22 protein-coding genes are annotated in these 22,813 nt (G+C 70.5%); 9 read left to right on the top strand and 13 right to left on the bottom strand.

Features of this window, described 5'->3' with window-relative positions; all coding sequences use genetic code 11:
- Window positions 1-94 precede the first annotated feature (94 nt).
- Window positions 95-358, top strand: a complete 264-nt coding sequence (locus VFO68_RS32815; RefSeq protein ID WP_325162320.1) for a hypothetical protein — start codon at window positions 95-97, stop codon at window positions 356-358.
- Window positions 359-432: 74 nt separating this feature from the next.
- Here VFO68_RS32815 and VFO68_RS32810 read toward each other — a convergent pair whose 3' ends face one another.
- The 5 genes from VFO68_RS32810 to VFO68_RS32790 all read right to left on the bottom strand — a co-directional run bounded on the left by VFO68_RS32810 (window position 433) and on the right by VFO68_RS32790 (window position 5,092).
- On the bottom strand, window positions 433-774 hold the full coding sequence (locus VFO68_RS32810; protein ID WP_325162319.1) for a hypothetical protein: 342 nt from the start codon (window positions 772-774) through the stop codon (window positions 433-435).
- Window positions 775-926: 152 nt separating this feature from the next.
- Window positions 927-2,915 carry a hypothetical protein gene (locus tag VFO68_RS32805; RefSeq protein ID WP_325162318.1) on the bottom strand — a complete coding sequence of 663 codons (1,989 nt, stop codon included), beginning with the start codon at window positions 2,913-2,915 and terminating at the stop codon, window positions 927-929.
- Between the two features lie 30 nt (window positions 2,916-2,945).
- Entirely contained in the window at window positions 2,946-3,881 is a 936-nt protein-coding gene (locus tag VFO68_RS32800) for a hypothetical protein (protein WP_325162317.1), read from the bottom strand.
- A 3-nt stretch (window positions 3,882-3,884) separates the two neighbouring features.
- A complete protein-coding gene (locus VFO68_RS32795; protein ID WP_325162316.1) occupies window positions 3,885-4,787 on the bottom strand; it encodes a DUF2637 domain-containing protein in 903 nt (300 codons plus the stop codon).
- Window positions 4,784-5,092, bottom strand: a complete 309-nt coding sequence (locus VFO68_RS32790; protein ID WP_325162315.1) for a hypothetical protein — start codon at window positions 5,090-5,092, stop codon at window positions 4,784-4,786. The genes VFO68_RS32795 and VFO68_RS32790 overlap by 4 nt, the downstream gene beginning before the upstream one ends.
- A 107-nt stretch (window positions 5,093-5,199) precedes the next feature.
- On the opposite strand from VFO68_RS32790, the gene VFO68_RS32785 reads away from it, so the two are divergent.
- The 8 genes from VFO68_RS32785 to VFO68_RS32750 all read left to right on the top strand — a co-directional run bounded on the left by VFO68_RS32785 (window position 5,200) and on the right by VFO68_RS32750 (window position 20,312).
- Window positions 5,200-5,538 (top strand): hypothetical protein, encoded by a 339-nt coding sequence (locus tag VFO68_RS32785; protein ID WP_325162314.1) that lies wholly within the window; start codon window positions 5,200-5,202, stop codon window positions 5,536-5,538.
- Window positions 5,539-5,757, top strand: coding sequence for a hypothetical protein (locus VFO68_RS32780; RefSeq protein ID WP_325162313.1), 219 nt, complete (start codon window positions 5,539-5,541; stop codon window positions 5,755-5,757).
- A gap of 281 nt (window positions 5,758-6,038) precedes the next feature.
- Window positions 6,039-7,637 (top strand): phage portal protein, encoded by a 1,599-nt coding sequence (locus VFO68_RS32775; RefSeq protein WP_325162312.1) that lies wholly within the window; start codon window positions 6,039-6,041, stop codon window positions 7,635-7,637.
- Between the two features lie 25 nt (window positions 7,638-7,662).
- A complete protein-coding gene (locus VFO68_RS32770) occupies window positions 7,663-9,000 on the top strand; it encodes a hypothetical protein (RefSeq protein ID WP_325162311.1) in 1,338 nt (445 codons plus the stop codon).
- 168 nt (window positions 9,001-9,168) lie between these two features.
- Window positions 9,169-10,479, top strand: coding sequence for a 2'-5' RNA ligase family protein (locus VFO68_RS32765; RefSeq protein ID WP_325162310.1), 1,311 nt, complete (start codon window positions 9,169-9,171; stop codon window positions 10,477-10,479).
- 293 nt (window positions 10,480-10,772) lie between these two features.
- Window positions 10,773-18,581, top strand: coding sequence for a hypothetical protein (locus VFO68_RS32760; protein ID WP_325162309.1), 7,809 nt, complete (start codon window positions 10,773-10,775; stop codon window positions 18,579-18,581).
- Window positions 18,556-18,813 carry a hypothetical protein gene (locus VFO68_RS32755; RefSeq protein WP_325162308.1) on the top strand — a complete coding sequence of 86 codons (258 nt, stop codon included), beginning with the start codon at window positions 18,556-18,558 and terminating at the stop codon, window positions 18,811-18,813. Before VFO68_RS32760 ends, VFO68_RS32755 begins: the two co-directional genes overlap by 26 nt.
- Before the next feature lie 167 nt (window positions 18,814-18,980).
- Complete coding sequence (locus VFO68_RS32750; RefSeq protein ID WP_325162307.1) at window positions 18,981-20,312, top strand: phage major capsid protein; 1,332 nt, start codon at window positions 18,981-18,983, stop codon at window positions 20,310-20,312.
- A gap of 69 nt (window positions 20,313-20,381) precedes the next feature.
- Here the strand turns inward: VFO68_RS32750 and VFO68_RS32745 are convergent, their stop codons facing one another.
- The 8 genes from VFO68_RS32745 to VFO68_RS32710 form a co-directional block, all read right to left on the bottom strand.
- Window positions 20,382-20,819: a DUF6011 domain-containing protein gene (locus VFO68_RS32745; RefSeq protein ID WP_325162306.1), complete on the bottom strand. Its 438-nt coding sequence runs from the start codon at window positions 20,817-20,819 to the stop codon at window positions 20,382-20,384.
- Between the two features lie 59 nt (window positions 20,820-20,878).
- On the bottom strand, window positions 20,879-21,019 hold the full coding sequence (locus VFO68_RS32740) for a hypothetical protein (RefSeq protein ID WP_325162305.1): 141 nt from the start codon (window positions 21,017-21,019) through the stop codon (window positions 20,879-20,881).
- A complete protein-coding gene (locus tag VFO68_RS32735; protein ID WP_325162304.1) occupies window positions 21,013-21,282 on the bottom strand; it encodes a hypothetical protein in 270 nt (89 codons plus the stop codon). Before VFO68_RS32735 ends, VFO68_RS32740 begins: the two co-directional genes overlap by 7 nt.
- Window positions 21,279-21,737, bottom strand: a complete 459-nt coding sequence (locus VFO68_RS32730) for a hypothetical protein (RefSeq protein WP_325162303.1) — start codon at window positions 21,735-21,737, stop codon at window positions 21,279-21,281. The genes VFO68_RS32735 and VFO68_RS32730 overlap by 4 nt, the downstream gene beginning before the upstream one ends.
- A gap of 61 nt (window positions 21,738-21,798) precedes the next feature.
- Window positions 21,799-21,960 (bottom strand): hypothetical protein, encoded by a 162-nt coding sequence (locus VFO68_RS32725; protein WP_325162302.1) that lies wholly within the window; start codon window positions 21,958-21,960, stop codon window positions 21,799-21,801.
- Between the two features lie 2 nt (window positions 21,961-21,962).
- A complete protein-coding gene (locus VFO68_RS32720) occupies window positions 21,963-22,208 on the bottom strand; it encodes a hypothetical protein (RefSeq protein WP_325162301.1) in 246 nt (81 codons plus the stop codon).
- 2 nt (window positions 22,209-22,210) lie between these two features.
- The gene (locus VFO68_RS32715; protein WP_325162300.1) at window positions 22,211-22,399 is read right to left on the bottom strand and encodes a hypothetical protein; all 189 of its coding nucleotides are present in this window, start codon (window positions 22,397-22,399) and stop codon (window positions 22,211-22,213) included.
- Entirely contained in the window at window positions 22,396-22,770 is a 375-nt protein-coding gene (locus tag VFO68_RS32710; RefSeq protein WP_325162299.1) for a hypothetical protein, read from the bottom strand. The genes VFO68_RS32715 and VFO68_RS32710 overlap by 4 nt, the downstream gene beginning before the upstream one ends.
- Window positions 22,771-22,813: the final 43 nt, after the last annotated feature.

The raw sequence follows: 22,813 nt of genomic DNA, 5'->3' as shown, positions 1-22,813 counted from the left end.
GCCCGCCCCCAACCCAGAGGAGGGGGCGGGCCGCTTCCAGTTCGTGACGAAACCTGACAGGAGTTGACAGATCATGGGTACCAGGAGCACGCGCGTGCGGCTCGTCCGCGAGGTCACCGGAGTGGTGTTGATCTTGGTCGGCATCGTGGGCGCCACCCTCTACCTGATCTTGGTCGAAGGGTTCCTCGTTGCCCTCGCCGCCTACGCCGGTGTCGCTCTCGCGGCACTCGGCCGTTGGCTCGCGAGCGGGAGTCCCGCCGACCTGGAGGGGGAGACCGAGCGGGACTTCGAGCCCGACGGCGAGGGGCCGCTGTACGTGGACCCGGAGGACCCGCAGGCGTTCATCCCCCGGCAGTGACCGGGACTCGCAGCGGGACCGAGCGGGACTGGGGAGCGGGACTGACCGGGACTGCCCAGCGAGACCGAGGGGGACTAGTCCCCCTCGGCGGGCCGCTCCCGCCGCGTCAGGTGGTAGTGGGTCTCGCCGCCCCAGCGGTCGCAGGCGTGCACCGAGCGGGTCTGGCTCAGCCCTCGCGCGACGAGCGACTGGCGGCACGCCTCGGCGCGCTCCGGGGTGTCGAAGATGATCTTGGAGCCGCTCCGGAACCCCACGCAGCGCTCCGGCGCGCCGTGAGCGTTCAGCCGCGCGTAGCGCTTCATCGTGGCCGCCACCCGCATGCGGACCGCCTTGCGCGCGTTCGCCTCGAACTCGGCCAGCAGCACCTTCGGCGCCCGTCTCGGCGTCTGCCGCCGCATCTTGCCGTTACGGCTCACTCGTCACACTCCGTCGAACTGGACACCTCAACCGTCCACTGGACGCTTGCGGAGGGGGCTGGGGGAGGGATTACAGGTCAGGGGCCGGATGGACAGTCCACTGGACAGTTCATCCGGCCCCCGCTGGACACTTCACGGAGCGCGCTGGACAGTTACGCAGAGTGCGCGGGCACGGGCTGCGGCGGCGGCGCCACCAGCGCCCACGTGCCGTAGTTGGTGCGCTGCACCAGGCCCTGCTCGGCCCACCCGTTGGCCACCGGGTAGAACCAGCTCGACCCACGGGTGGCCGCCCGCTGAAGGTCCTTGGCCTTCACGCCCTCCGGCCACGCCTCGGCGAGCGCGGTCAGCATCGCCTCCTTGGCCGCCTGCTCGCCCAGCTTCTCGACCGGCTCGGCCCCGGCCGCCAGCGCGGCCTCGCGGTCGCGGTCCGACTGGGCCACCTGTTCGGTCGTCATCGACTCCCGTCTGGCTGCGATCAGGTCGGCCAGGTCCTCGTCGGGCGCGTCGTCCCACGGGGGGATGTCGTCCATCTCCGTCTCCTCACTCTCGGCGTCAGTCCCGCTCTCACTCCCGCCCTCAGTCTCGGCAGTCTCGCTCTCCGGCGGGACCGATTCCCCCAGCGGGATGTACCGCTCCCGGTCGGCGAACTCCGGGAACAACTCGGTGATGGCGGTCTCGCTCTCCCGGTCCAGTTCCGGCGTGAGTCCCGCTCGGGACGCCGCCACGGCCGCCACCGTCTCGTCGTCGAGGTAGTGGATGCGGATGGGCATCGACTCCAGCTTGTCCGAGTTCAGGAAGTAGCAGGTGCCGGGCCGGTCGTCGGGGATCCGGTCGGCCCGCACCGAATGGCCCGGCATGACGAAACTCTCGCCGTTCTCGTCCTGCATCCGGAAACAGAACCGGTGTCGGATCTGTTGGCGGATCTGGCTGGAGCCGATGGCCTCCAGCGTCGGGTACTGGGTGGCGAGCACGAAGCGCACGCCCAGCGCACGCCCCTTCGTGCCGATCAGCGAGAACCTGTCGACCAACTTGGAGTCGCCCATGCCCAGCAGGTCCTTGGCCTCATCCACGATGATCGAGATGATCGGCCCGTCGTAGACGCCCTTGTCGTTCCAGACGCGGGCGCCGCGCAGCGCGAGCTTGTGCTGGCGGACCGCGAGCAGGCCCACCTCGTCCTCGGTCATCGCGAAGATCAGCTTGCGGGCCTGCTCGACCGACGCGGTGAAGTAGCCGAGCGTGGGCTTCCACGGGGTCAGCTCCACTTCCTTGAAGTCGAAGCCGATCATGAACTCGTCCTCGGCGACCGCCCCGGTGGCGCACTCCAGGTTGATCAGCGACGACTTGCCCGAGCCCTGCTGACCGGCCGCCAGCAGGTTCCGCGCGCCGACGCCGGGCACGAACCGCTGCACCTTGGCCATCTCGCCGTCCTCGCGCGGACCCAGCACCATCGGATCCGAGGCGCGCCCCAGGTGCGTGGGCAGCGGCCACGGCTGGGCCGCCGCGTGCGGGTCGCGCTCGATGACCTGCCAGCGCACCGAGTTGGTGGACTTGCCGTCCAGCTCTATGCGCAGCGTGCCCCGGTCGGCGCCCATCGCGCCCTCGATCCGGCTCTTGTCCCGGATGATCGAGTCCACCTCGTAGGCGCCGAGCGGCCAGGTGAACTTGCCCTTGCGGCCGATGGGTGTCATGACCACGCCCACCGGCTTCAGGTGCTCACGACCGATCCGCTTGGCCACCTGCGGCCAGTCCCGCAGGTTGCCCTCGATCTTGACCTGGACGCGCTTGCGGTCCGAGGTCCACCACGGGATGCCCAGCAGCAGCACGCCGCCGAACCAGGTCACGGCCAGCCAGTTGAACGCGTCCGGGAACAGCTCGTGGGCCGACATCACCCACGCCAGCGACGCCACCAGCACCGCGTAGGCGTAGACCCGGCGCATGCCGTCCCGGACGCGGGTGTAGGCCCACGCGCCACCGGTCAGCAGGATGGCGCCCAACGCGAAGATCAGCTGTCCGGTGGACAGCATGGCGGACAGCATCGCGGCGATGAGCGCGGCGGCGCCGAGGTAGAACGGACCCCATGCCAGCCGACGCCGGTAGAGCACGTCCCACAGGTTGATGTCGTCGGTCTTGCGCGTCGCCATCGTGGTGAACCTCCTTCAGCCCTTCCTGCTCTAGCCCGCCAGCGTCTCGTCGCTGGGGACGTTGCCCGCCGCGCCTTCGCGGCGACGTTTGGCGGCGGCGATCTCGGCCGCCAGCTCGTCCTTGATCACCACGATGTGCTTGGTCCACTCCTCGGCGGCCACCTCGTAGGCGGACTGCACGTTGTTCAACGCCATGAGCAGCGCCGGGTCGAAGCCCCGCTGGATGTAGAACATCCGCAGACTCTCGACCACCTCGGCGGCGTACGCGTCGGCCTGCTCCATCCCCAGGGCCAGCTGCTCCATCTGCGACAGCCTGCGGGGCTTGTGATCGAACAGTTCTTGGAACGCCTTCTTGACGAACTTGGCGACCTCGTTCTCAGCCACTGCGACACTCCCGATCTTGGTCAGCTTGTCCCGGTGCGCCTTGATCAGCGCGTCCGTCTTGTCCTTGGGCTTGGGGGCCTTCTTCTTCGCGGTCTTCTTCTTGGCCGTGGGCCGGGTGGCGGGTGCGACTCGCGCGGTCCCCCACTTCGTGAAGGTGACGGTGGTCCTCGCGCGGTCGGCCAGCACGACCGGCTCGGCGGCGGCCACCTTCTCCGAGTAGGCCATGGCCGCCGCTGGCGTGCTGAACTTCTTGTCGCCGACGTAGGTGGCGCCCTTCGTGCGCCTGCCCTTGGGGATCTCGCCGGGCTCGGGAACGTAGCCGCTCTCGAAGTCCCGGTTGTCCTTCCAGGTCTTGACCTTTTCTGCGCCCTTCCTGACCGCCTTGCCGGTCTGCTTGGCCGCGAACTTCGCGGTCCCCTTCGTCGTGCCCTTGACCACCCGCCAGGCCCAGTTGCCCTTCTTCGGCGTCGTCGGCTTCGGACCGAGCGCCTTGCGGATGAAGCCCTTCTTCTTGCGGACTCTGACCTTCTTGGCGGGCCGCGTCTTCGCCGCCCGTCGCGGCTTGGCCGCCGCTTTGGCCACGGCCTACACCTCCTCCTGTCGGGACTCCTGCTGCTCGCGGTACTTGCGGGCGATCTTGCGGCCGTAGCCGGGGGTGGTGCCGAAGTAGGGGATGCCGACCACGCGGTCCAGCTCGGCGCCGGTGACGTCGCCCTTCGCCTGCGCGAGGTAGGCGAGCATCGCCTGCTCGGCGGTCGCGCCCTCGATCAGCCACGCCGGACGGTCGGCGCCGTCGGTGCCGGTGGCCCGCAGCTGGACGACATCGGCCTGCGGCTCCTGCTCGCGCTGCTCGGCCCTCTCGCGCTCGCGCTGCTCGGCCCTCTCGCGTCGGCGCTCGTCGGCCTCGGCCCTGCGGGCGGCGGCCTCCTCGGCGGCGCGCTTCTCCTCGGCGGCCACGCGCTCGGCCTCGACGCGGGCGGCCTCGGCGAGACGCGCCTGCTCGGCCTGCGCGGTGGCCAGCGCCTCGGCCTGCTCGCTCATGCGCCGGACGAACCGGAACACCATCTCGACGACGAGGGCGAGCGCGATGGGCGGCCACCCGGCGATGGTCTTCTCCGCGCCCCACCCGGTGGTGTTGTGTGCGATGTTGGCGATGATCGACCACAGGATGCCCACCACGATGATCGCGTAGGCCAGCTTGTCGCTCTTGCGCCCGGCCCGCGAGTCCGCGTAGAGCACCGCCGAGGCGGCCACGATTGCGCCGTCCACCGAGACCGGGAACAGGTAGGCCCGCCACTCGCTGTTGACGTCGTCGTTCGCCTTCGCCCAGTCGAGCATGTGGCTGTAGCTGATCGCGGCGGCGATTCCGCCCACGACGGCGGTGGCGAACAACGCCACGCCGGTCGCCGAGAAGACCCGCCGCAGAGCGCGGCGAATCGGGCCGTGAGGGCGGGGCGCGTCGGGAGCACTGCGACGCGCTTGCTTCATGGCTGGTCACCCTCCAGGTAACGGTCGTGTCGGCCGCGCCACGTGGTGGCGGGCACTCCGGTCTTGGTGCTGATCGAATTCCAGGAGACACCTCGGACGCGGACTTGCACGAGTACCGCGTCTCTGGCGTCCCGTAGGTCACGGGCGGCGTCGTCCAGCGTGCACAGCTCGTCGAGCAGTGGGCCTCGGGCCTGGTCGGCGCTGGCAGCGATGCGTTCGCGTAGCTCGCGGACGTGTTCGGCCAGCGCTTTCACCTCGGCACCCAGGCTCACGGAGTCGATCGAGACAGCGGCGCTGTCGGTCATCCATCCGTCCCTCGGTCAGCCTTGCGTATTTACGCATACCCTAGCAGATCAGGTACCGCTGTCCAGCCGGATAGCGAATCCCCACCAGGGACGTAAGGTGCATATGCATGAGCACCTGCACCGTGTACGCCACCATCGGCAACAGCGACGACAAGCTGTCACAAGCACGCTGGTCGAACTTCGCGGCCGAGTTCGTCGAAACCATCCGCATCCAGGCCGACGAGATCCACGGTGTGTGGTGGTCGGAACCGAGCAGCCCGTGGCAGAACTGCTGTGTCGGATTTTCGATCAAGGACGAGGTGCTGCCGCTCGGGTCGGACGCGCCGTCCGCCGATCGCGGCAAGGACAGGCTGCGGCTTCTGCAAGAGTCCCTGACCAGATTGCGTGAGCACTATGGCCAGGAGGCCGTGGCCTGGGTACGCGGGTACCCGCCGGAGATGATCTAGGTGGAGCCCTTCGACCCTGTGGCCGGGTTCGGCACCGGCGAACCGCTCGGCATCCTCGCCACGCCTCCCACGCGACCAGTTCGCCCCGAGACCGGCTGGGAGCTGCCCGAGGAACTGGACGAGATCGTGCGTACCCAGCTTCGCGAGATGATGATCGACTACGACCGAAAGAGCCAGAACGCCCGCGCCGTCGCTTGGTGGCGCTCGCAACGTGGTTGACAAGCCGGTTGTTTACTGGTTTGCTAACCGACTGACACCAACCGGGAGGAAGGCCAACCATGCTCAACACGGACAACGGTGCCGGACACGATGGTGAAGCCATCGCCGACAAGGTCTACGACGCCGTCGTGGCCAAGACCGGCTCCGGCGCGAGCTGATCCACCCCCACCGCGACCCCCGGCCAGCTCGTTGACCGGGGGTCGCCGCGCGCCTGCGCAAGAACGCACCCCCTGGTAGCTACGCTCGCCACCAGCACGGACATCAGGTGAGGGGAGAACGCGGTGGCACGACGGACCTTGGCGCCCACCCTTCGCCGCAAGATCGCCGGTGCCCTCGGCAGGGAGACCAAGGGACTCTCGGGCCGGGTCCGGTCCTTCTTCCGCCAGTACGTCGTCGTCGGCCAGCCTTACCAGCAGGACTGGAACACCGACCGTGCCGTCCGCGAGGGCTTCGAGGTCAACCCGTGGATCTACCGGGCAGTGCACGTCATCGCCTCGGCCTCGATCGCGCGGAAGATCGTCATCCGGCAGGGCGACCCGGACAAGGGCGAGCCCGTGCCCGTGGCTGCCGACCCCACCCGGCTGACCCACCTGTTCAACGTGCAGGCCAACCCGTGGGAGCGCGCCAAGGTCTTCCGCTACCGGCTGATCGCGCAGTGGCTGCTGTCCTCGCGCGGCGTGTTCGTCGAGGTGATCCGCACTCGCGCGGGCTCGATCGGGCTGCTGAACCTGCTCGACCCGGACATGGTGGAGATCGTGCCTGTTCGCGAACGTCTCGCCGACGGCCGCGAGAAGGTGGATCCGCTCGGCGCCTTCCGGGTGACCGTGAACGACGCCAGCGGACCGTACAACGAGTTGCCCCGGTTCGATCCCAAGGCCAGCTTCGGCGAACAGCCCAGCAGCGTCCTGTGGCTGCGTAGCCCGCACCCCACCCTGATGTTCCGGGGCATGAGCCCCACGCAGGCGGCCGGACTGTCCGCCGACCTGGACAAGGCCGCCCGGCTCTACAACCGCCGGTTCATGGAGCAGGACGGCCGCCCCGGCGGCATCCTCGCCGTCAAGGGCCAGGTCCGCGACGACACCTTGCAGATCCTCGAAGCCCGGTTCAACGGCGGCCCCGCCTCGGCCGGGCGCACCAGCGCCATCCAGGCCGACGCCATGGAGTGGGTGGACACGTCCAACCACCCCAGGGACACCCAGTGGTCCGAAACCATGGACCGGATGCGCAAAGAGATCAGCATCGTGTTCGGCACGCCGGAGTCGGTGCTGGGCGACGCGTCCGGCCGCACCTTCGACAACGCCGACGCTGAGAAGGCCAACTGGCAGGAAGACACCCTGGTCCCGCTGTGGGCCATGCTCGACGACCAGCTGGACATCCTCACCGGCGCCTACGACGACGCCCTGTTCTTCCGGCACGACCTTGACGACCTGTGGCTGCTCAAGCGGCACGAGCGCACCGACGTGGACCGCGCCGCCGCCGACTTCGCCGAGGGCCGCATCACCCTTGACGAGTGGCGCGAGATCGCGGGTAAGCCGCCGTTCAACCAGCCATGGAGTCGCGTCGTCTACCTGCCCGGCGGCACCGTTCCGGCGGGCGACCCGGACGACGTCGCCGAGGTGATCAAGCTCCAGATGCTCGGTTCCGGCGTCGCGGCCGACCCGTCCGCCGAGGCCCGCGCGGGCGCCGAGGAGGGCAGCCAGCTCGGCGCCCGGATGGCCGAGAACATCAACAACTCGCGCCAGCTGCGGCTCGCCGCCAGCGGCGGCCGGGCCGTGTCCGGGGCACTGGACGGCAAGGCGGTAGTGGTCGAGGCCGAGCTGGAGGGTAAGCAGGGCGGCGCGCGAGACCGAGGTGGGCTCGCGACCGCTGGGTGGCGATGACCTACCGGAGCTGAATCCCGCGAAAATGCGGGTTCGCGAGGCGCTCCCCAGCCCCGCGCCCGGACCGGTCCGCGACGCGCTCGCCGCCGTCACCGACGCCCGCGCCCGCCGCGCCGAGGAGGAGTTGACCAAGCCGCTCCAGGCGTACCTCGACCGCACGATCGGCGTGGTCCGCGCCCGCCTGAAGGGGCCGAAGGGCCGCAAGGGCACGCGCTGGTGGGACGTCGAACACAAGGAAAGCCCGGTCACGAGGACCGGGCCGGGTACCCCGATGGTATCCACCAAGGCCCTGGACCCCGACTACATCCTGCCCGCCAAGGTCGGCGACGAGCTGCGCGAGCAGCTGCCCACCGCCGCGCTGCACATCGCCACTGAGGCGGCCAAGGACACCGCGACCCGGTTGGGCTCCGGCGATGAGCCAGACCTGGGCAGCTTCGACGAGGGCGAGATCGCGCAGGCTGTCGAGGACGCGGTGAGTCGCATCCTCGGCGTGGCCGACCGACACGCCAGCGAGCTGCGCAAGGCCATCCTGGACGCCGACGAGAACGCCGAGAACCTCGACGACGTGTTCGACCGGATCGAGGAGGCGCACCGGCGCGGCGGCAACTGGGTGCTGATGTCGGGCCGGACTCTGGCGAACGCGCTGGCCAACGACGCCGCCTACCGGCAGGCCGCCCGTCTCGGCGTCACCCACGCGCAGTGGCTGTCCCGGCGAGACGAGCGCGTGCGGCGCACCCACGCCCACCCCACCGGCGCCGACGGCCAGGTGCGTCGCCTGGGCGACAAGTTCCAGGTCGGCAAGTTCAAGCTGCGCTTCCCCGGCGACCCCACCGACCTGCCCGCCAGCTGGGGCGAGGTCGCCAACTGCCGGTGCGGGCTGCTGTTCCGCAAGCCGGACAAGACCGTCAAGCGTCGCCTGGCCCGCGTGTTCGACGCCGCCACCGACCGGCAGGCGCCGGGCGAGGCCCTCGACACGCTGCGCACCGCGCTCGGCAAGGCCGCCGCCGCGCCTGACGGGCCGGTGCTGATCACCGCACCGACCGGGATGGGGCTGCCGCCGGTGGCCACGCTGGTCACCCTCGGCCGCGACATCGTGGGCTACCGGACGCTGTCCGACCAGGTGGACGCGGTCCCTGGCCAGATGGTCACCCTGCCCTCGGCGCTGGTGCTCGCGCTGGCCCCGGCCGCGACGACCGCTACTACTTTGGCGGTCCTCATCCCCGCCGGAGCGGTGATCGGTGTGGCAGCCGGAGCGAACGGCGCGGCGGTCATCCTGCCCAGTGGTGCCGCGCTCGAAGTGCTCGGCGCCGGTGTCGACGGGCTGCGCGCCGTGTTCACGAGCGAGACCGAGCAGACCCCCTGAACGACGAAACCCCGGCCGCCGGGCCGGGGTCTGTCGGTTCCGCACGAACAACCCGTCGTGGAGACGGTGATGCCGTGAGAACCCCAGGTTACCTTGCGTTTTTACGCACGTCAATCGACCGGGCGCGCCTGCCACGTAACCCCGCGTCCTGCTGTGATGATGACCGGCATGGCAGACGAGCAGACCGGGGGCATGATCGCGCTCATTCCACGAGCCGACGACGCCGAAGCCCTGGCCGTCCCGCGCGGGGACAAGCCCGAGGAGATGCACCTGACCCTGGTCTACCTCGGCAGCGACGTGTCCACCATGGACAACCGGCAGCGCAACGCCATCGCCGCAGCCGCCGCCAACGTCGCGGTGATGCTGCCCCCGGTCGAGACCCGCGTGTTCGGCCACGCCACCTTCAACCCGGACGGGCACGGCGACCGCGAGCCCTGCGCGGTCTACCTGGTGGGCGATTCCACGGTGCTCGGCCCGCTGCGTGCCGAGCTGGCCCAGTTCGGCGGCGACGATCAACACGAGCCGTTCATCCCGCACGTCACGGCTGGCTACGGGGTCAACCAGAACAAGCTGTCGTTCACCGGCTCGGTGATCTTCGACCGCCTGCGCGTGGCCCTGGGTGGTGATCACTACGACTTCCCGCTGGGCGAGCCGATGCAGAAGGGTCTGAGCATGCTTGAACACCTGGAGACCAAGCGGACCGTCGGCACCGGCGAGCGCGAGAAGCTGGCCAAGTCCGGCAACGCGCTCCCTGACGGTTCGTTCCCGATCGCGAACGTCAGCGACCTGCGCAACGCGATCAAGGCGTTCGGCCGCGCCAAGGACCAGGCCAAGGCCAAGGCGCACATCGTCAAGCGGGCCAAGGCGCTCGGCGCCACCAACCTGCTGCCCGACCAGTGGACCTCGGCCGACTCGAAGTCGATCGAGGAGTGGGAGACCTTCGAGACGAAGGTGATGTCGCCCAACCCCAACGCGGCCAAGCTGCGCGAGTACTGGGCGCACGGCGAGGGGCGCAAGAAGTGGCGGCCCGGCACCCCCGGCGACTTCCGGCGGCTGCGCCGTCACCTGATGAAGTACGTGCACAACCCGCGCATCCTCGACGGGCTGACCGCGAACATCCACAAGCTGGCCACCGGCACCTGGCCCGGTCCACACGCGCATGGCCACAAGGACGCGGCCACCATCTCGGTCGAGGAGTTCAAGGCCGCGATGCTCATGGCCGACCCCGACGCCGACTTCGACCTGATGAACGAGTTCACCTCGACGGCGCCCGAGGGCGACGACGAGGACGGCGACGAGCCGATCGAGGACGAGGACGACGCCTACGAGCAGGCGCTGGTGGACGACTTCATTTGGTCGATCAACGCCGACGGCGAGCTGGAACGTGACGACGACGCGCCGGTGGACGACGAAGAGGAAGAGGACGACGAGCCCCCGGCGGGACCGCGTGCGGTGTCGGAGGCGTACAGCCTGTTCTGATTGACTTGCCGCTGTCAGAGCGGCTAGCATTCAGGCATGCTACTACCCCGCGCTCAGCTGAACCACCCTCAGCTCATGGGTCCGGACGACCTTGGTGCCCAGGACCCCTGCGTCACGTGCGGACACGGGCGCTGGCGTCACCACCATGGCGTCTGCACGGAGTACGTCAACTGCGCCTGCGAGGGCAAGTTCGTCGAGCCCTATGCGCTGTTCGATCGGCCCGTGGGCGCGCCTGACCGGCCGTGACGCACCGCGCCCATACGATCAGCCCGAGTCGGCTGGAGGAGATCACCGTGACCGAGCAGGCGCCCGCCGGGCTGGAGTACAAGACCCTCGCCCTGGCCGAGGTGCCGCTGCGCATCGAGGTCAAGTCGGTGGCCCTCACCGAGCCCGCCGGACCCGGCACCAACGGCGCGGTCAACGCCCCCTACGAGTACGTCGATGAGAACGGCGTCCACATCGGCGTGGCCGAGTCCTTCGTGGCCGTCACCGGTGTGCGCGACAAGGTGGGCGACGTCATCCCGCCCGGCTCGTTCGCCCGCACCCTCGGCGAGCTGGAACCCAAGGCGTGCCTGGGGCACGACTGGAACCGGCCCATCGGCTACCCCGAGCTGATCGAGGAGTGGCTGCCCGGCGACCGCCGCCTGCCCGAGAAGAAGGTGGACGGCACCCCCTGGCCCGAGCACGCCGGTGTGCTGTTCGCCCGCACCCGGTACAACCTCGAAACCGAGGATGGCCGCCGCGCCTACGCCGACGCCAAGTTCTTCGGCCCCCAGCGCACCGCCTGGTCCATCGGCTACGTCCCCCACGCCACCAAGACCCGCCACGGCATCGACCCGTACACCAAGCTGCCCACCCGCTTCCTGCACGACCCCGACCTGTACGAGTACAGCCAGGTCCTGCACGGAGCCCACCCCATGGCACTGTCTCAGTCGATCAAGTCCGGCGAGCCCGACGGCATCGAGAACAAGGCCCGGTTCGTCCAGGACTCCAACTACTGGGGCTACCCCAAGGGCACGCCGATCCGGCCCGGCATGCGCCCGCGCGGCAAGACCGCCCAGCGCATCCGCGCCCAGGGCAAGACCCCCTCGCCCAACGAGGGCGTGACCACCGAGGCGCCCAAGCCGGACAAGCCCGCCCCGCGCATGAAGCCGGGCGCGGGCAAGGTGGAGAACCGCGTCGCCGGAGGAGACTCCGAGGGCCTGTTCCCCGAGCCCGAGAGCGAGGGCCGCGTCCGCGCGGAGAACCCGAAGGGCGCCGACGAGCAGCATGTGGCCGACCTCGCCCAGAACGAGGCGGGCGACCTCGAAGGCGACCAGGACGACAACCGCGACAAGGCGTTCCGGGGACTGCTGAAGGAAGGCATCACCCCCAACGAGCTGCGTTCCGACCTGGAGAACGTGGCCGACAACGAGAAGAACACCAGCGGCTACACGCTCGAACCCGACCAGATCGACGACCTGGTGGGTGAGTACAGCGCCCGCTACGACGCGCTGGCCAAGCGGCAGGCCCGCCAGCGGCGCGGCGAGCCCGAGCAGGACGGCTCAGCGCAGGACGGTGCTGGCCAGCCAGCGCCCCAGGACGAAACCGACGGCGGCGCACCCGGCGAAACCCCCGAGGGCGGCCCCGAGGGGCAGCAGCCTGCGGGCGGCGCGGGCGAGCCTGCGGGTGGTGACACGGCTCATGCGCCCGAGGGTGACACGGGGGATGGTGAGCCCGCGCCCGCCGCGCCGAAGCTGTCCGCCGACAAGCTTGCCACGATGAACAAGCGGCAGGCCGCCGCCGCTGTCGCCGAGCTGGACGACGACAACCTGGCCGAGCTGGACGACGAGATGACCCGCCGCGCCGCCGCGCTGGGCAAGGCTGGCCAGCGCAGCGACGCACACCAGGCCGTTGTCGACGAGCGCGCCAAGCGGGCCGCCGCCGGAGGGCAGGGCGAGCCCGGCGAGCCGGGCGGCGAAACCGACACCGGCGCGCCAGCGGGCGAGACACCGCAGGTTGAGGACTTCCAGCGCCAGCACTTCGAGCGCCTGGCACGCAACGCCCGGCCGCTGTCCACGCGGGCTCAGCAGCTGCTCGCCGACGCCAAGCCGGACGCTGAGGGCCACCTGGCGGTCCAGGGCGTTCAGGGCGACCGCCGCATCCGCGAGTTGCAGAACGCGGGCCTGGCCTTCGGCAACGCCGACGAGAACGGCTCGGTCAAGCTGACCCCGCTGGGCGCGCAGCGCCGCCGCGAGCTGGCGGGAACGGACGGTGCCGGACCGGAACAGGGGACACCCGAGGGAACATCTGGGGGGACACCCGAAGGGACAGATCAGGGGGTCGATACCGGAGACGCCGGGCAACCCGCAGGTGACGAGCCGTCCACACAGGACGGCACGGAGGACACCGGAGGGGACATTCCGGCGGGCGAGGACATGCCGCCGGAGGACATCGCCCCCGCCGGTGACGGCCTGCCCGAGCCCGGCCAGGTTCCACCACGCACGCCGCTCAACGAACGCGGCGACTCCTACGACGAGCAGGGCAACCTGATCGAGGGCAACGGCCGCTTCGGCGACGCCGAGAACGCCGCCCTGGACGCGCTGCACGACCACGACGAGACCGCGCTGACCGAGGCCCTCGACCAGTTGCGCGCGGGCAGCTTCGTCGACCTCACGATGGCCGACGGCACCCACGTACGCCGCAGCGAATCCACCGCCCCCCTCGCCGCCGAACTGGTCAACTCCGACCCGGCCGAGGCCCGGCGCCGCATCCTGGAGTGGGCGGCCACCGCCAACGGCCGACACCAGGCCGACACCCGCAACCAGCACCTCGCGCAGGTGGCCGCGTACGACGCCCTCGACGACGCCGAGCTGGACGCCGAGGAAGCCCGCCTTCTCCAGCAGCGCGCCGACTTCGCCGCCGACGACGCCAGCCCCTACGACACGGTGCTGTGGGAGAACGGCATCATGCTGCGGGCGCTGGAGGAGTCCCGGCGCAAGCGCGGCGAGCAGACCCTGCCGGGCGCCGAGGACGCCGAGCCCGAGCAGCCCGACGGCGCGGTCATCACCGCCGACGAGATCGCCGACGCCGAGGAACTCGCCGACGCCTCCCACGGCGTGCGCGAGGCCGACGACGGCGCCGTGGAAGTCGACGACGACGTGGCGGCCCGACAGGACCGTGTCGCCGGTCTGCTCACCCAGGCCAGCACCGCCGCCGGACTCGACCTGTCCACCCGCGACGACAACCAGCTGCGCGCCGACCGCGCCGACGTCGTGGCCGAGCTGCGCTTGCAGACCTACCTGGAGGCCCGCCGCCGCAAGCAGAACGGCGACACCACCGGCGAGGACCCCGTCAGCCCTGACGACGCGGGCACCACCACCGGCCGCCGCGCCTCCGGCGAGATCACCGACAGCGAGGACGAGGGCAAGCCCCCGGCCCCGCCCGGACCGCCCACCCGCCCCGGCGTCGCGGGCGCCGCCGAGGACTTCGCCGACGCGCTCGAACTGCCCGAGGGGCCGGAGCGCGCCGAGGCGGTCGAACGCACCCGCGCCCGCCTGGCGTCCAGCCTGCGCCGCTCACGCTCGGACACCGACGCGGTCAAGGCGCTGCGCGCCCTCATGGACGGCCCCGCCGACCCGACCCCGCAGGAATTGCGCGACGCCGCCGAGGCCATCCGCGCCGACGCCCGCGCCCGCCGCAACGAGAACGCCCGCAACCGGCGCACCGCGCGCCGCTTCGAGCGCGAACGCCTGCGCAGCCTGCTCGGCCAGATCGAGGCCGAGATGTCCAACCGGGGCATCGAGTACGACACCGCGCCTGAGGACCTGGCCACCCCCGACAACGACGGTGCCCTGCCCGGCGGGGCGGTCAACCCCACCGCCGGAACCTGGGTGCACCGCGTCGAACGCATCGAGTGGGCCGGACAGCAGAACGACGTCGCCGAGGTCACCGGCAGCCACTACAGCGCCAGCGTCACCACCCCGCAGGGCCGCCGGGCCACCTACGAATGGGCGGTCACCGACGACCAGGGCAACACGGTCGCCAGCGGATCCGGCGAGACCCCGGACACCGCGTCCGCCCAGGCCGCCATCGAGATCGCGCTGGCGACCCAGGCCAAGCTCGGCAACCTGCCCGCCGACGCCCACCTGCCCACCGCCAACCTGCCCACCGACTCCTCGCGCCGCCCGGCCGAGGAGATCACCGCCGCCATGGACGCGGTGCGCGAGCGCCTCACCCGCCCCGGCCGACCGGTCAACCCGATCACCGGGCGGCCCGACCCGCTCACCTCCGCTGGCGTCACCACCCGGCCCGCCACCCGCCGCGCCTTCGACAGCTCGGCCGACGTGCGCGCCCACCTCACCCACCGCATCGCCACCATGGACGACCGCGACCGGGCCGGGTTCCTGAACAAGACCCTCGATGACATCCGGTGGGACGACGTCACCCTCACCCCCGGCGGCCAGTTCATGGTCGTCACCAGGGCCAGCGACCGGTCACCGGCGCTGTTCTCCACCACGCACGGGCTCTACGTCAGCCCCGCCGACGGCATGTCGGTGGTCCGCATGGGCAAGGCCGACCTGCTCAAGTACGGCAGCCTGCTCGAAACCATCCGGGACGACAACGGCCGGGGGATCGACTGGACCGTTGAGGCCGGGCCGGAGATGAACGCCCAGCTCAACGAGTTGGACTTCGGCAACGGCGTGACCGGCCTGAGCGGGCTGACCCAGGTGGCCACCCGCACCATCGCCATGGACAAGCTGCGGGCCGGGAAGTGGCAGGACAAGCTGGTCCGCCAGGTCACCGCCGCGTCCATCGGCAACGACGGGGTCAACAACTGGACCCGCCGCGACTACACGAAGTCCACCCACCGTGTGCTCGACCTGACCCTGGCCAACGGGTTCGGCCGCAAGCAGGACGCCGAGGACCGCAAGACCCTCGCCATCGCCGACGGCGCCGAGCTGCTGGCCAACATGGGCGCGCCCGACGCGGCGGCCGTGCTGCTGCGCCGCCGGGCCACCGAGCTGCGCGACCAGTACGGCACCACCGCCGACGACAAGGGCGCGAACCTGCTGGAGGCCATGGCCATCGGCATCCTCGGCACCTACTCGCCGGTACGTTCCTCGGGCGACCGCGCGGTCAACCTGCGCATGGGTGAGCGGCTCACCTTCGCCGACCCCGAGACCGGCGGCGTGCGGACCTTCCGTGCCCTGTCCCCGATGCGCTCGGAAGGCGGCTCCTACGGCGGCTCCACCGCGCTGGTGGTGGACGAGTCCAGCGGCAAGCTCTATGACGCCAAGATTGGCAACGCGGTCGGCGGCGGCCAGCGCATCTCCCTCTACAACCGCAGCGTCGCCGAGGGGCGCGGCTACGCCGACTTCACCAACGACCTCGGTTCCAGCGGGTTCGCCGTGACCGGCCCCGGCGAGCCGGTGCCCACCACCCGCGACGAGCTGCGCGAGGCGGCCACCGCCGACGCCTCGATCTTCGGCCAGGACGTGCTCGACGCCGCCGCCGACACCCTGCCCGAGAGTGCCGCCGAGCGCGCCAACCGGCGCGGCGCGGCCCCCGACGGGGAACGCCCGCCCCGGCGCACCAGCCCGCGCGCACCACGGCGCCAGGCCCCCAAGCCCGAGGACGTCAAGCCGGTGCCCGGCGAGGCATACCTGGCCGACGTGCAGGGCCAGCACCGCCAGAACTACATGGGCGGTGACTTCTCGCTCGCCGACGAGGCCGGGCCGAACGGCTTCGCCTCCCTCGACGAGGCCCGCCAGTGGGCGCGCGAGCAGTCCGCCACCATGCCCGACCTGGACAAGCGCGGCACGCCGGGCTACATGCTGGTGCGCGTCGCCGACGACCCGGCATTCACCGAGGCCGGTGGCGCACGCCTGTCGCCCGGCGGGCACTTCATCATCACCAAGGACGCCCTGGTCATCCACGCGCGCACCGGCGGCGCCGTGTGGGGCTTCGGGCCGACGATGGAGGGCACCACCTTCTCCACCCGCGACTCGGCCACGGCGGTCGCGGACTACTTGGAGCGCGGCCGGTTCGACGGCCAGGGCATCGACTGGTCGGCGCCCAGGGACAGGCTGGTCACCCAGACGCGCGCAGTGCTGGGGTCACGCACCACCGGCGAGAAGTTGCAGCCCGGCGCCCTGGTGGCCCGCGCCGCCATCACCGACATGCTGGCCAACACCAAGACCGCGCCCAAGGGTGACGACCTGGACAGCATGCGCAACGTGCTCGACGCGCTCGACCGGCTGGGCGTGGGCATCCGCAACGCCCCCAACCCGGACGCGTTCACCGTCTACGAGAACCGGCTGAAGACCAACCGGTACGTGGCCCTGTCCGGCCAGCGCGTGCAGGGCGAGGACATGGTGGCCGCCAACAGCAAGGCGGGCGAGCGGATCGCGAAGAAGGTCCGCGACGAGTTCCGTATCGCCGAGGCGCTCGGTCAGGCCGCCCCGCTGGACGCGGTGCGCCGCCTCAACCGGGTGGCCGACTCGATCGGCGACGAGAAGATCACCGACGCCAACGGCAAGGACTACACCCCGGCCGCCGACCTGCGCGCTCTGGCCAAGCAAATCACCGACACGTGGGACAGCGACAACCCCAGCCCGCTGGGGCGCCTGCTGCGCAACGACTCGCGCGGCACCATCCGCCCGAGGCGGCCCATCGAGATCGAGCCCACCGGTGCGGTCAACTCCACCGAGGACGCGCTACAGCGCGCCGAACGGGAGGCCGAGCGGCTGACGCGCACGCTCGCGCGCTACCCGCTGCGCCTGGACCGCGACGACAACGGCGACCTGCGGGCACGGTTCGGCCTGAACGAGATCATCTCCGACGGCTACGGTGAGAAGATCTCGATCAACGCCGACGGGTCGATCGAGATTGTCTGGCCGCAGGACCGGGTCGGCCGCATGCGCCTGTACCTGCCGCCCGGCTCGTGGGACTACGACCCGAACACCGACGACGCGCTGCCCGACGCCAGCGGTGTCGGCACCCCGGACAGCGGGGACGGCGGCGACCCGGCCCGCGAGGCGCTGACCAAGCTCGCCGACTTCCGCGAGAAGACCGCCAAGAAGGTCGCGGACCTCCTGGGCGCCACACTCAAGCCGGGCGGCAGCACCAGCATCGACGACGCCAACTACGACCCCGGCTACGTGATGGCCCAGAACGTGATCAACTACGTGCAGCTGGGCGAGTTCGACAAGGCCACCCAGGGCGTGCGGGTGCTCAACCGCTTCTACCGCGCCAACCTGCGGTCCGACTTCGACGGGGAGGACGTGGTCAACCAGATCGACTCCCTGTCGGTCGCCGACGAGGTGCTGGCGGACGCGGCCCCGTTCGCCCCCGCCGTCGGCGGCACCCCGGAGAAGCGGGCCGCCGTCAACGACCTGATGTTCACCATCACCGCCGACGGCGACCCGAGCGTGGTCCGGGACCTCAAGCGGATCCTGCTCTACGACGGCGGGATCGAGGGGGCCAAGCCGGAGACGCTGGCCAACTACAGCCTCGACACGCAGGTGATGAAGGTCGCCGGGACGGCGCTGGACAACCCCGACGACATGACCGATGAGGGCAAGGGCTGGTTCAGCCAGTCCGGCCTCGGCCTGCTGGACCGCACGCTGACCCACGAGTACGGCCACCACCTGCACAACATGCTGATCAAGACCGACTCGACCCGGAACCAGCGGATGATGGAGGAGATCGCCGAGTCCATGGGTATCGGGCTGCGCGGCGACGAACGCGGGTTCGGCGCACAGGACTGGGTGCCCAGCCGCCAGTCCACGATCATCGCCCGTGTCGGCACCTACGCGGCGACCAACCACTTCGAACTGGTGGCCGAGCTGTTCACCGAGTGGCGTGGCAAGAAGGACGGCGCCAGCGAGCCCGCCCAGATTGTCGGCAAGTACCTCGGCAACCCGAACGCGGGCGCGCCCGAGCTGAACGCGCAGCGCCCGCCCGCCGCGCCGAACCTGCCGGAGACCGGCGACCAGCAGCGCGCCGACCGTGAGGCCCGCACCCAGGACTTCTTCGGCGGCAACAACGACACCGAGCAGACCGCCACACAGACCGCCGAGGGGGTGAACGAGGATGACAACCAGGCTGCCAACGCGTGACCAGCTGACGACCATGCTGGCCGCCGTGCGCGCGGAGCCCGAGGGGCCAGACCAGGCCGTGGCCATCGAGCGCCTGGAGGCTCAACTGGCCGCGCTGGACGAGGGCGAGGGGCTGACCGGCCCGGACGCGGACCTTGCCGAGCCCGAAGACGAGGCGCTGACGACGGCCGCGACGCCTGCGGCACCGGCCGCTCCGGCGCCCGCCGAGAAGCCGGATAAGAAGCCGTTCTAGCAGCGGCTACTACAGAGAGTTACGCGACACGCCGAGCGGATCCCGTCCGCTCGGCGTTTGTCGATCTACGGTGTGCCTCACGTGCCAGGCATTGGCCAGCACGACGAGCGCGCCAGGTGGTGACCGGCGCGGGCAACACGTCACTGCGCACCGAAAGGCATCACCTGATGTCGAACATCACCATGGAGCGAGACTCGCTCCGCAAGCAGCTCGTCGAGAAGAAGGCGCTGCTCGACCGCATCCAGGCGGGCGCGGTCAAGGACGAGACCGGCAACGGTCACTTCGTCGTGTCCGAAGAGGGCCGCCGCGACTTCACCAAGGTCATGGGCGAGACCAAGCAGATCCGCGCTCGCCTCGCCGAGTTGGGCGAGTACGAGGCGCTCGACTCCTACCTCAACGACCCCGGCGCCGAGCCGACGCACAGCGGCGGCAAGGGCGGCGTCCAGCAGCTCACCATGGCCCAGTTCAAGAGCCTGGGCGAGCGGTTCCTGGAGTCCAAGGAGTACAAGGAGCGCGACCCGGCCACCGGCCTCACCCGCTCGTCGTTCACCGTCGAGGAAGACCTGACGGTCCTGGAACGCAAGGACATCTACACCGCCGCCGGTGGCACGCTGACCCGCTTCGGGTTCGGCCGCGTCGAGCAGGAGCCGCTGGTGCAGCGGCCCTACCGCACCGACCGTGTGCGCGACCTGTTCCCGGTCGCCCAGACCTCCTCGAACCTGATCGAGTACATGCGGGTCCTGGGCTACCTCGACGGGCAGAACAACGCCCGCCCGGTGCCCGAGCGCGAGACCGACGCCGACGACTCGCCGTTCGGTCTCAAGCCGCACACGCGGCTGAAGCTCCAGCCCGCGCAGGCGCCGATCCGCACGATCGCGCACTACGAGGTGGCCCACCGCAACACCCTCGACGACGAGCCGATGCTGCGCTCGATCATCGACACGGAGCTGCTCTACGGCCTGCGGCTCGTCGAGGACGACCAGGTCCTCAACGGCGACGGCAACGGCGAGAACCTGCTGGGCATCCTGCGCACGCCGGGTATCCAGAACTACCCCGGCGCGGTCACCCCGTCCCCGGTGCAGTCCACCGACACCTACATCGACGCGGTGCGCCGGGCGGCCACCCGCGTCATGCTGGCCTACTACTCGCCCACCGGCGTCGTGGTCCACCCGTACGACTGGGAGACCATGGAGCTGACCAAGGACGGGCAGCGCAACTACGTGCTGGCGCTGAACGTCGCGGTCGGCGCCGAGAAGCGCATCTGGCAGATGCCGGTCGTGGCGTCCCCGGCGATGAACCAGGGCGTGGGCCTGGTCGGCGCGTTCGGCCTGGGCGCGAAGATCTACGACCGCCAGCAGTCCAACATCCGCATCGCCGAGCAGCACGACGACCTGTTCATCCGCAACGCCATCGCCATCCTGGCCGAGCAGCGGATCGGTCTCACCGTGTCGCGGCCGGAGTCGTTCATCAAGATCGACCTGCCGGGCTCGATTCCGTGATCGACCCGCTTCCCGCATAGGCCACAGCCCCGGCGCTCCGTTGACCCGCCGGGGCTGTGCTCTGTCCGCCTAGAACTTGCCCGCGCAGATCGGGCCGATGCCCGCCTCGATCGAGGCTTCGTTGGTGAGCGTGCGCCCGCACACGCAGCACGTGCCGTAGAGGGCGCCGAACTCCTTGGCCTGCTCCAGGGTGAGCCGGTGGGTGGAGTTGAGCTGGCGGATGGCGCCGGGGGCGTACTCGAACGACCAGGCGTCGCCGTCCTGCACGAGGCGCTTGGCGTAGGGGCGTCCGTTGCCGTGCACCGCGATCTGCACCTTGAAGATCACGCCGTTGAGGCGGTACATGCCTTCGGTGGCGGGCTCGGGGCGCGGGGCGGGCACCTCGGCAACCGGCTGCGAGGCGGGAGCCTGGCGGGTCCGGGAGCACTCGCGCACCTCGGCGATGCTGCTGTGGTAGTCCTGGCAGTGGCCGCAGCGGATGTAGCGGCGGGTCTCGGTGGCGTTCATGGGCTTCTCCTCGGTGTCGAGCGGAACACCGATAGGTTAGCCGGTCTGAGCGCGGCTCGTCAATACCCTGGGACGAGGATGCCCGCCAGCACCAACGCCGCACCGCCGAGCACGAACGGCGCGGCGGCCGACAGGCGGCCCTCGCGGATCGCGAACACCACGCCGAGCAGCACCATGCCGAGGCCGAGCACAGTCACCACGGCGAGACCCCGAAGTGGTCGCACGACCGCGCGGGCAGATCCTCGGTGAGAATCTCCACGCACACCACGCAGTCGTCGGCCGGGGCGTCGGATTTGTTCGCCCAGCGGTCGAAGCTGTTCACGTCACCGCAGACCGCGACGACCACCTGGCCCGCCTGCGTGGCGCCGCGTGGGTAGCAGATCTCGCACAGGCCGTGGATCAGGCGGCGCTCGCGCCGGGTTGGGGCGGGGGCGGCTGTGGGGTCGGCGACCGGCGTGCTCACTTCGCCTCCAGGATCTCGACCTTGCCGGTCTCGGTGTCCAGCGAGCAGCGCAGGATGACCTCGTAGAACGGGCGACCCATCTTGTCCAGCAGGTCGTCGGTGAGCTTGAAGCCCAGCTCGCGCTCCCAGCTCTCGCGCTCCTCGTACGGGCTGCCGCCGTGCAAGGCCCACTCGAACTCCACGATCTTTGGCGGCGCGGGCTCGGGAGGCAGCTCGTCGCCGACCGGCTTGCCCTCGCGCATCAGCAGCGTCAGCGGACTGTAGAAGTCGAGGTTGGGCACGCTGATCTCGTGCTCGTCGTCGGAGTCGATGCCGTACTCGGCGACGGTCACGCCGGAGGCGAGGTGTGTCAGCTCGAAGGCCGCGTGGAAGTCCTGGCGACGCCACAGCGAGCCGCGCCGGTCGCTGACGATGTCTCCGGGCCGGGCCTGCTTCGCGGTGATGGTGACGCTCATTTGCAGCCTCCGCACTGGGAGCTGGGGCCGCCGCAGACGCCGCACGGCCAGTCGAAGTAGATCATCGGGTTTGGGCCTTTCCTTCTCGGCGCTCGCGCCGGTTGCTGCGGCGCTTGCGATACTTGGTCATGCGGGGCGAGTCGCCGACGTAGTCGCCCCGGCGCCCGGCCTTGCGGTCGTGCGCCTTGGTGTCCTCGAAGTCGACGCAGCGGCGGCGGGCCATGATCACTTCTCCTCATACCGTTCGGCGGCGCCTGGCTGGCGGGCGGCGGCGACCAGGATGCTGCGCTTCTCGGCCATGTCCACCACCTTGTCGTCGAGCAGCAGGTGCCAGTAGTAGCGCGGCGTCGGGTTGTGCACGTTGCCGTTGACCGGGTAGGCGTAGCCGGTGAGCACGCGCGAGATCATGAAGCGCGGCGCGCCGGGGATCGGCCGCTGGTAGTCGCCGTGCTCGGGACGAAGCGGTCGCATGGTCAGGCCCCCTCGTCATTGGTCACCGTGGGGACGTCGCCCGGCGAGGTCAGCTCGCTGATCTCCGTGTTCCAACCCTGCGCGGTCATCCACTCATCGGCGGCCTGAAGGTTCCGCTGACTACGGAAGGGGCCGACCACGATCGCGGTGTCCATGAACGGCGAGGTGCCGATGATCACGTGCTGGCTCATCGCGGGTAAACCCCCAGGATGCAGGTGTTGATCGGCTCGATGAACACGCGCCCGCCGGTGGTCTCGCGGACGTTCTCGGTCAGCTTCTCGGAGAAGACCCACTCGTCGGGGGCGTTGCCCTCCCACGCGATCGACCAGTTGCCCTTGGAGACCTCGCCCTGGGTGTGGTCGTACAGGGTGGGGGTGGCGTCGATCTCGGCCCAGGTCTTGGCCTGGCCGAACTTCTGCGCGGTCGTCCACATGCACGTGCCGTCGCAGATCACGTCCAGGTCGTCGGCATCCGGGCTCGGGTGGCCGGGGCAGACGTAGGAGTTGAAGGTGGTCAGGATGGTCTTCAGGACGGTGGCGGCGTCGGTGCGGCTGACGGACATCGGGGCCTCCTCGGGCGTTCAAGCGGAACATGGATAGTGAACC

Source organism: Actinophytocola sp. (genome assembly GCF_035712165.1).
GTDB lineage: Bacteria > Actinomycetota > Actinomycetes > Mycobacteriales > Pseudonocardiaceae > DASYTH01.
The sequence above is the reverse complement of the archived record's forward strand: the minus strand, read 5'-3'. Positions and strand labels throughout refer to the sequence as shown.

Excerpts from the sequence above, each read along its gene's own strand:
- VFO68_RS32805 (WP_325162318.1), bottom strand. The coding sequence starts at position 2,915 with ATGGCGACGCGCAAGACCGACGACATCAACCTGTGGGACGTGCTCTAC.
- VFO68_RS32795 (WP_325162316.1), bottom strand. The coding sequence starts at position 4,787 with ATGAAGCAAGCGCGTCGCAGTGCTCCCGACGCGCCCCGCCCTCACGGC.
- VFO68_RS32790 (WP_325162315.1), bottom strand. The coding sequence starts at position 5,092 with ATGACCGACAGCGCCGCTGTCTCGATCGACTCCGTGAGCCTGGGTGCC.
- VFO68_RS32785 (WP_325162314.1), top strand. The coding sequence starts at position 5,200 with ATGAGCACCTGCACCGTGTACGCCACCATCGGCAACAGCGACGACAAG.
- VFO68_RS32770 (WP_325162311.1), top strand. The coding sequence starts at position 7,663 with ATGCGGGTTCGCGAGGCGCTCCCCAGCCCCGCGCCCGGACCGGTCCGC.
- VFO68_RS32765 (WP_325162310.1), top strand. The coding sequence starts at position 9,169 with ATGGCAGACGAGCAGACCGGGGGCATGATCGCGCTCATTCCACGAGCC.
- VFO68_RS32755 (WP_325162308.1), top strand. The coding sequence starts at position 18,556 with ATGACAACCAGGCTGCCAACGCGTGACCAGCTGACGACCATGCTGGCC.
- VFO68_RS32750 (WP_325162307.1), top strand. The coding sequence starts at position 18,981 with ATGTCGAACATCACCATGGAGCGAGACTCGCTCCGCAAGCAGCTCGTC.
- VFO68_RS32745 (WP_325162306.1), bottom strand. The coding sequence starts at position 20,819 with ATGAACGCCACCGAGACCCGCCGCTACATCCGCTGCGGCCACTGCCAG.
- VFO68_RS32730 (WP_325162303.1), bottom strand. The coding sequence starts at position 21,737 with ATGAGCGTCACCATCACCGCGAAGCAGGCCCGGCCCGGAGACATCGTC.
- VFO68_RS32725 (WP_325162302.1), bottom strand. The coding sequence starts at position 21,960 with ATGGCCCGCCGCCGCTGCGTCGACTTCGAGGACACCAAGGCGCACGAC.
- VFO68_RS32720 (WP_325162301.1), bottom strand. The coding sequence starts at position 22,208 with ATGCGACCGCTTCGTCCCGAGCACGGCGACTACCAGCGGCCGATCCCC.
- VFO68_RS32715 (WP_325162300.1), bottom strand. The coding sequence starts at position 22,399 with ATGAGCCAGCACGTGATCATCGGCACCTCGCCGTTCATGGACACCGCG.
- VFO68_RS32710 (WP_325162299.1), bottom strand. The coding sequence starts at position 22,770 with ATGTCCGTCAGCCGCACCGACGCCGCCACCGTCCTGAAGACCATCCTG.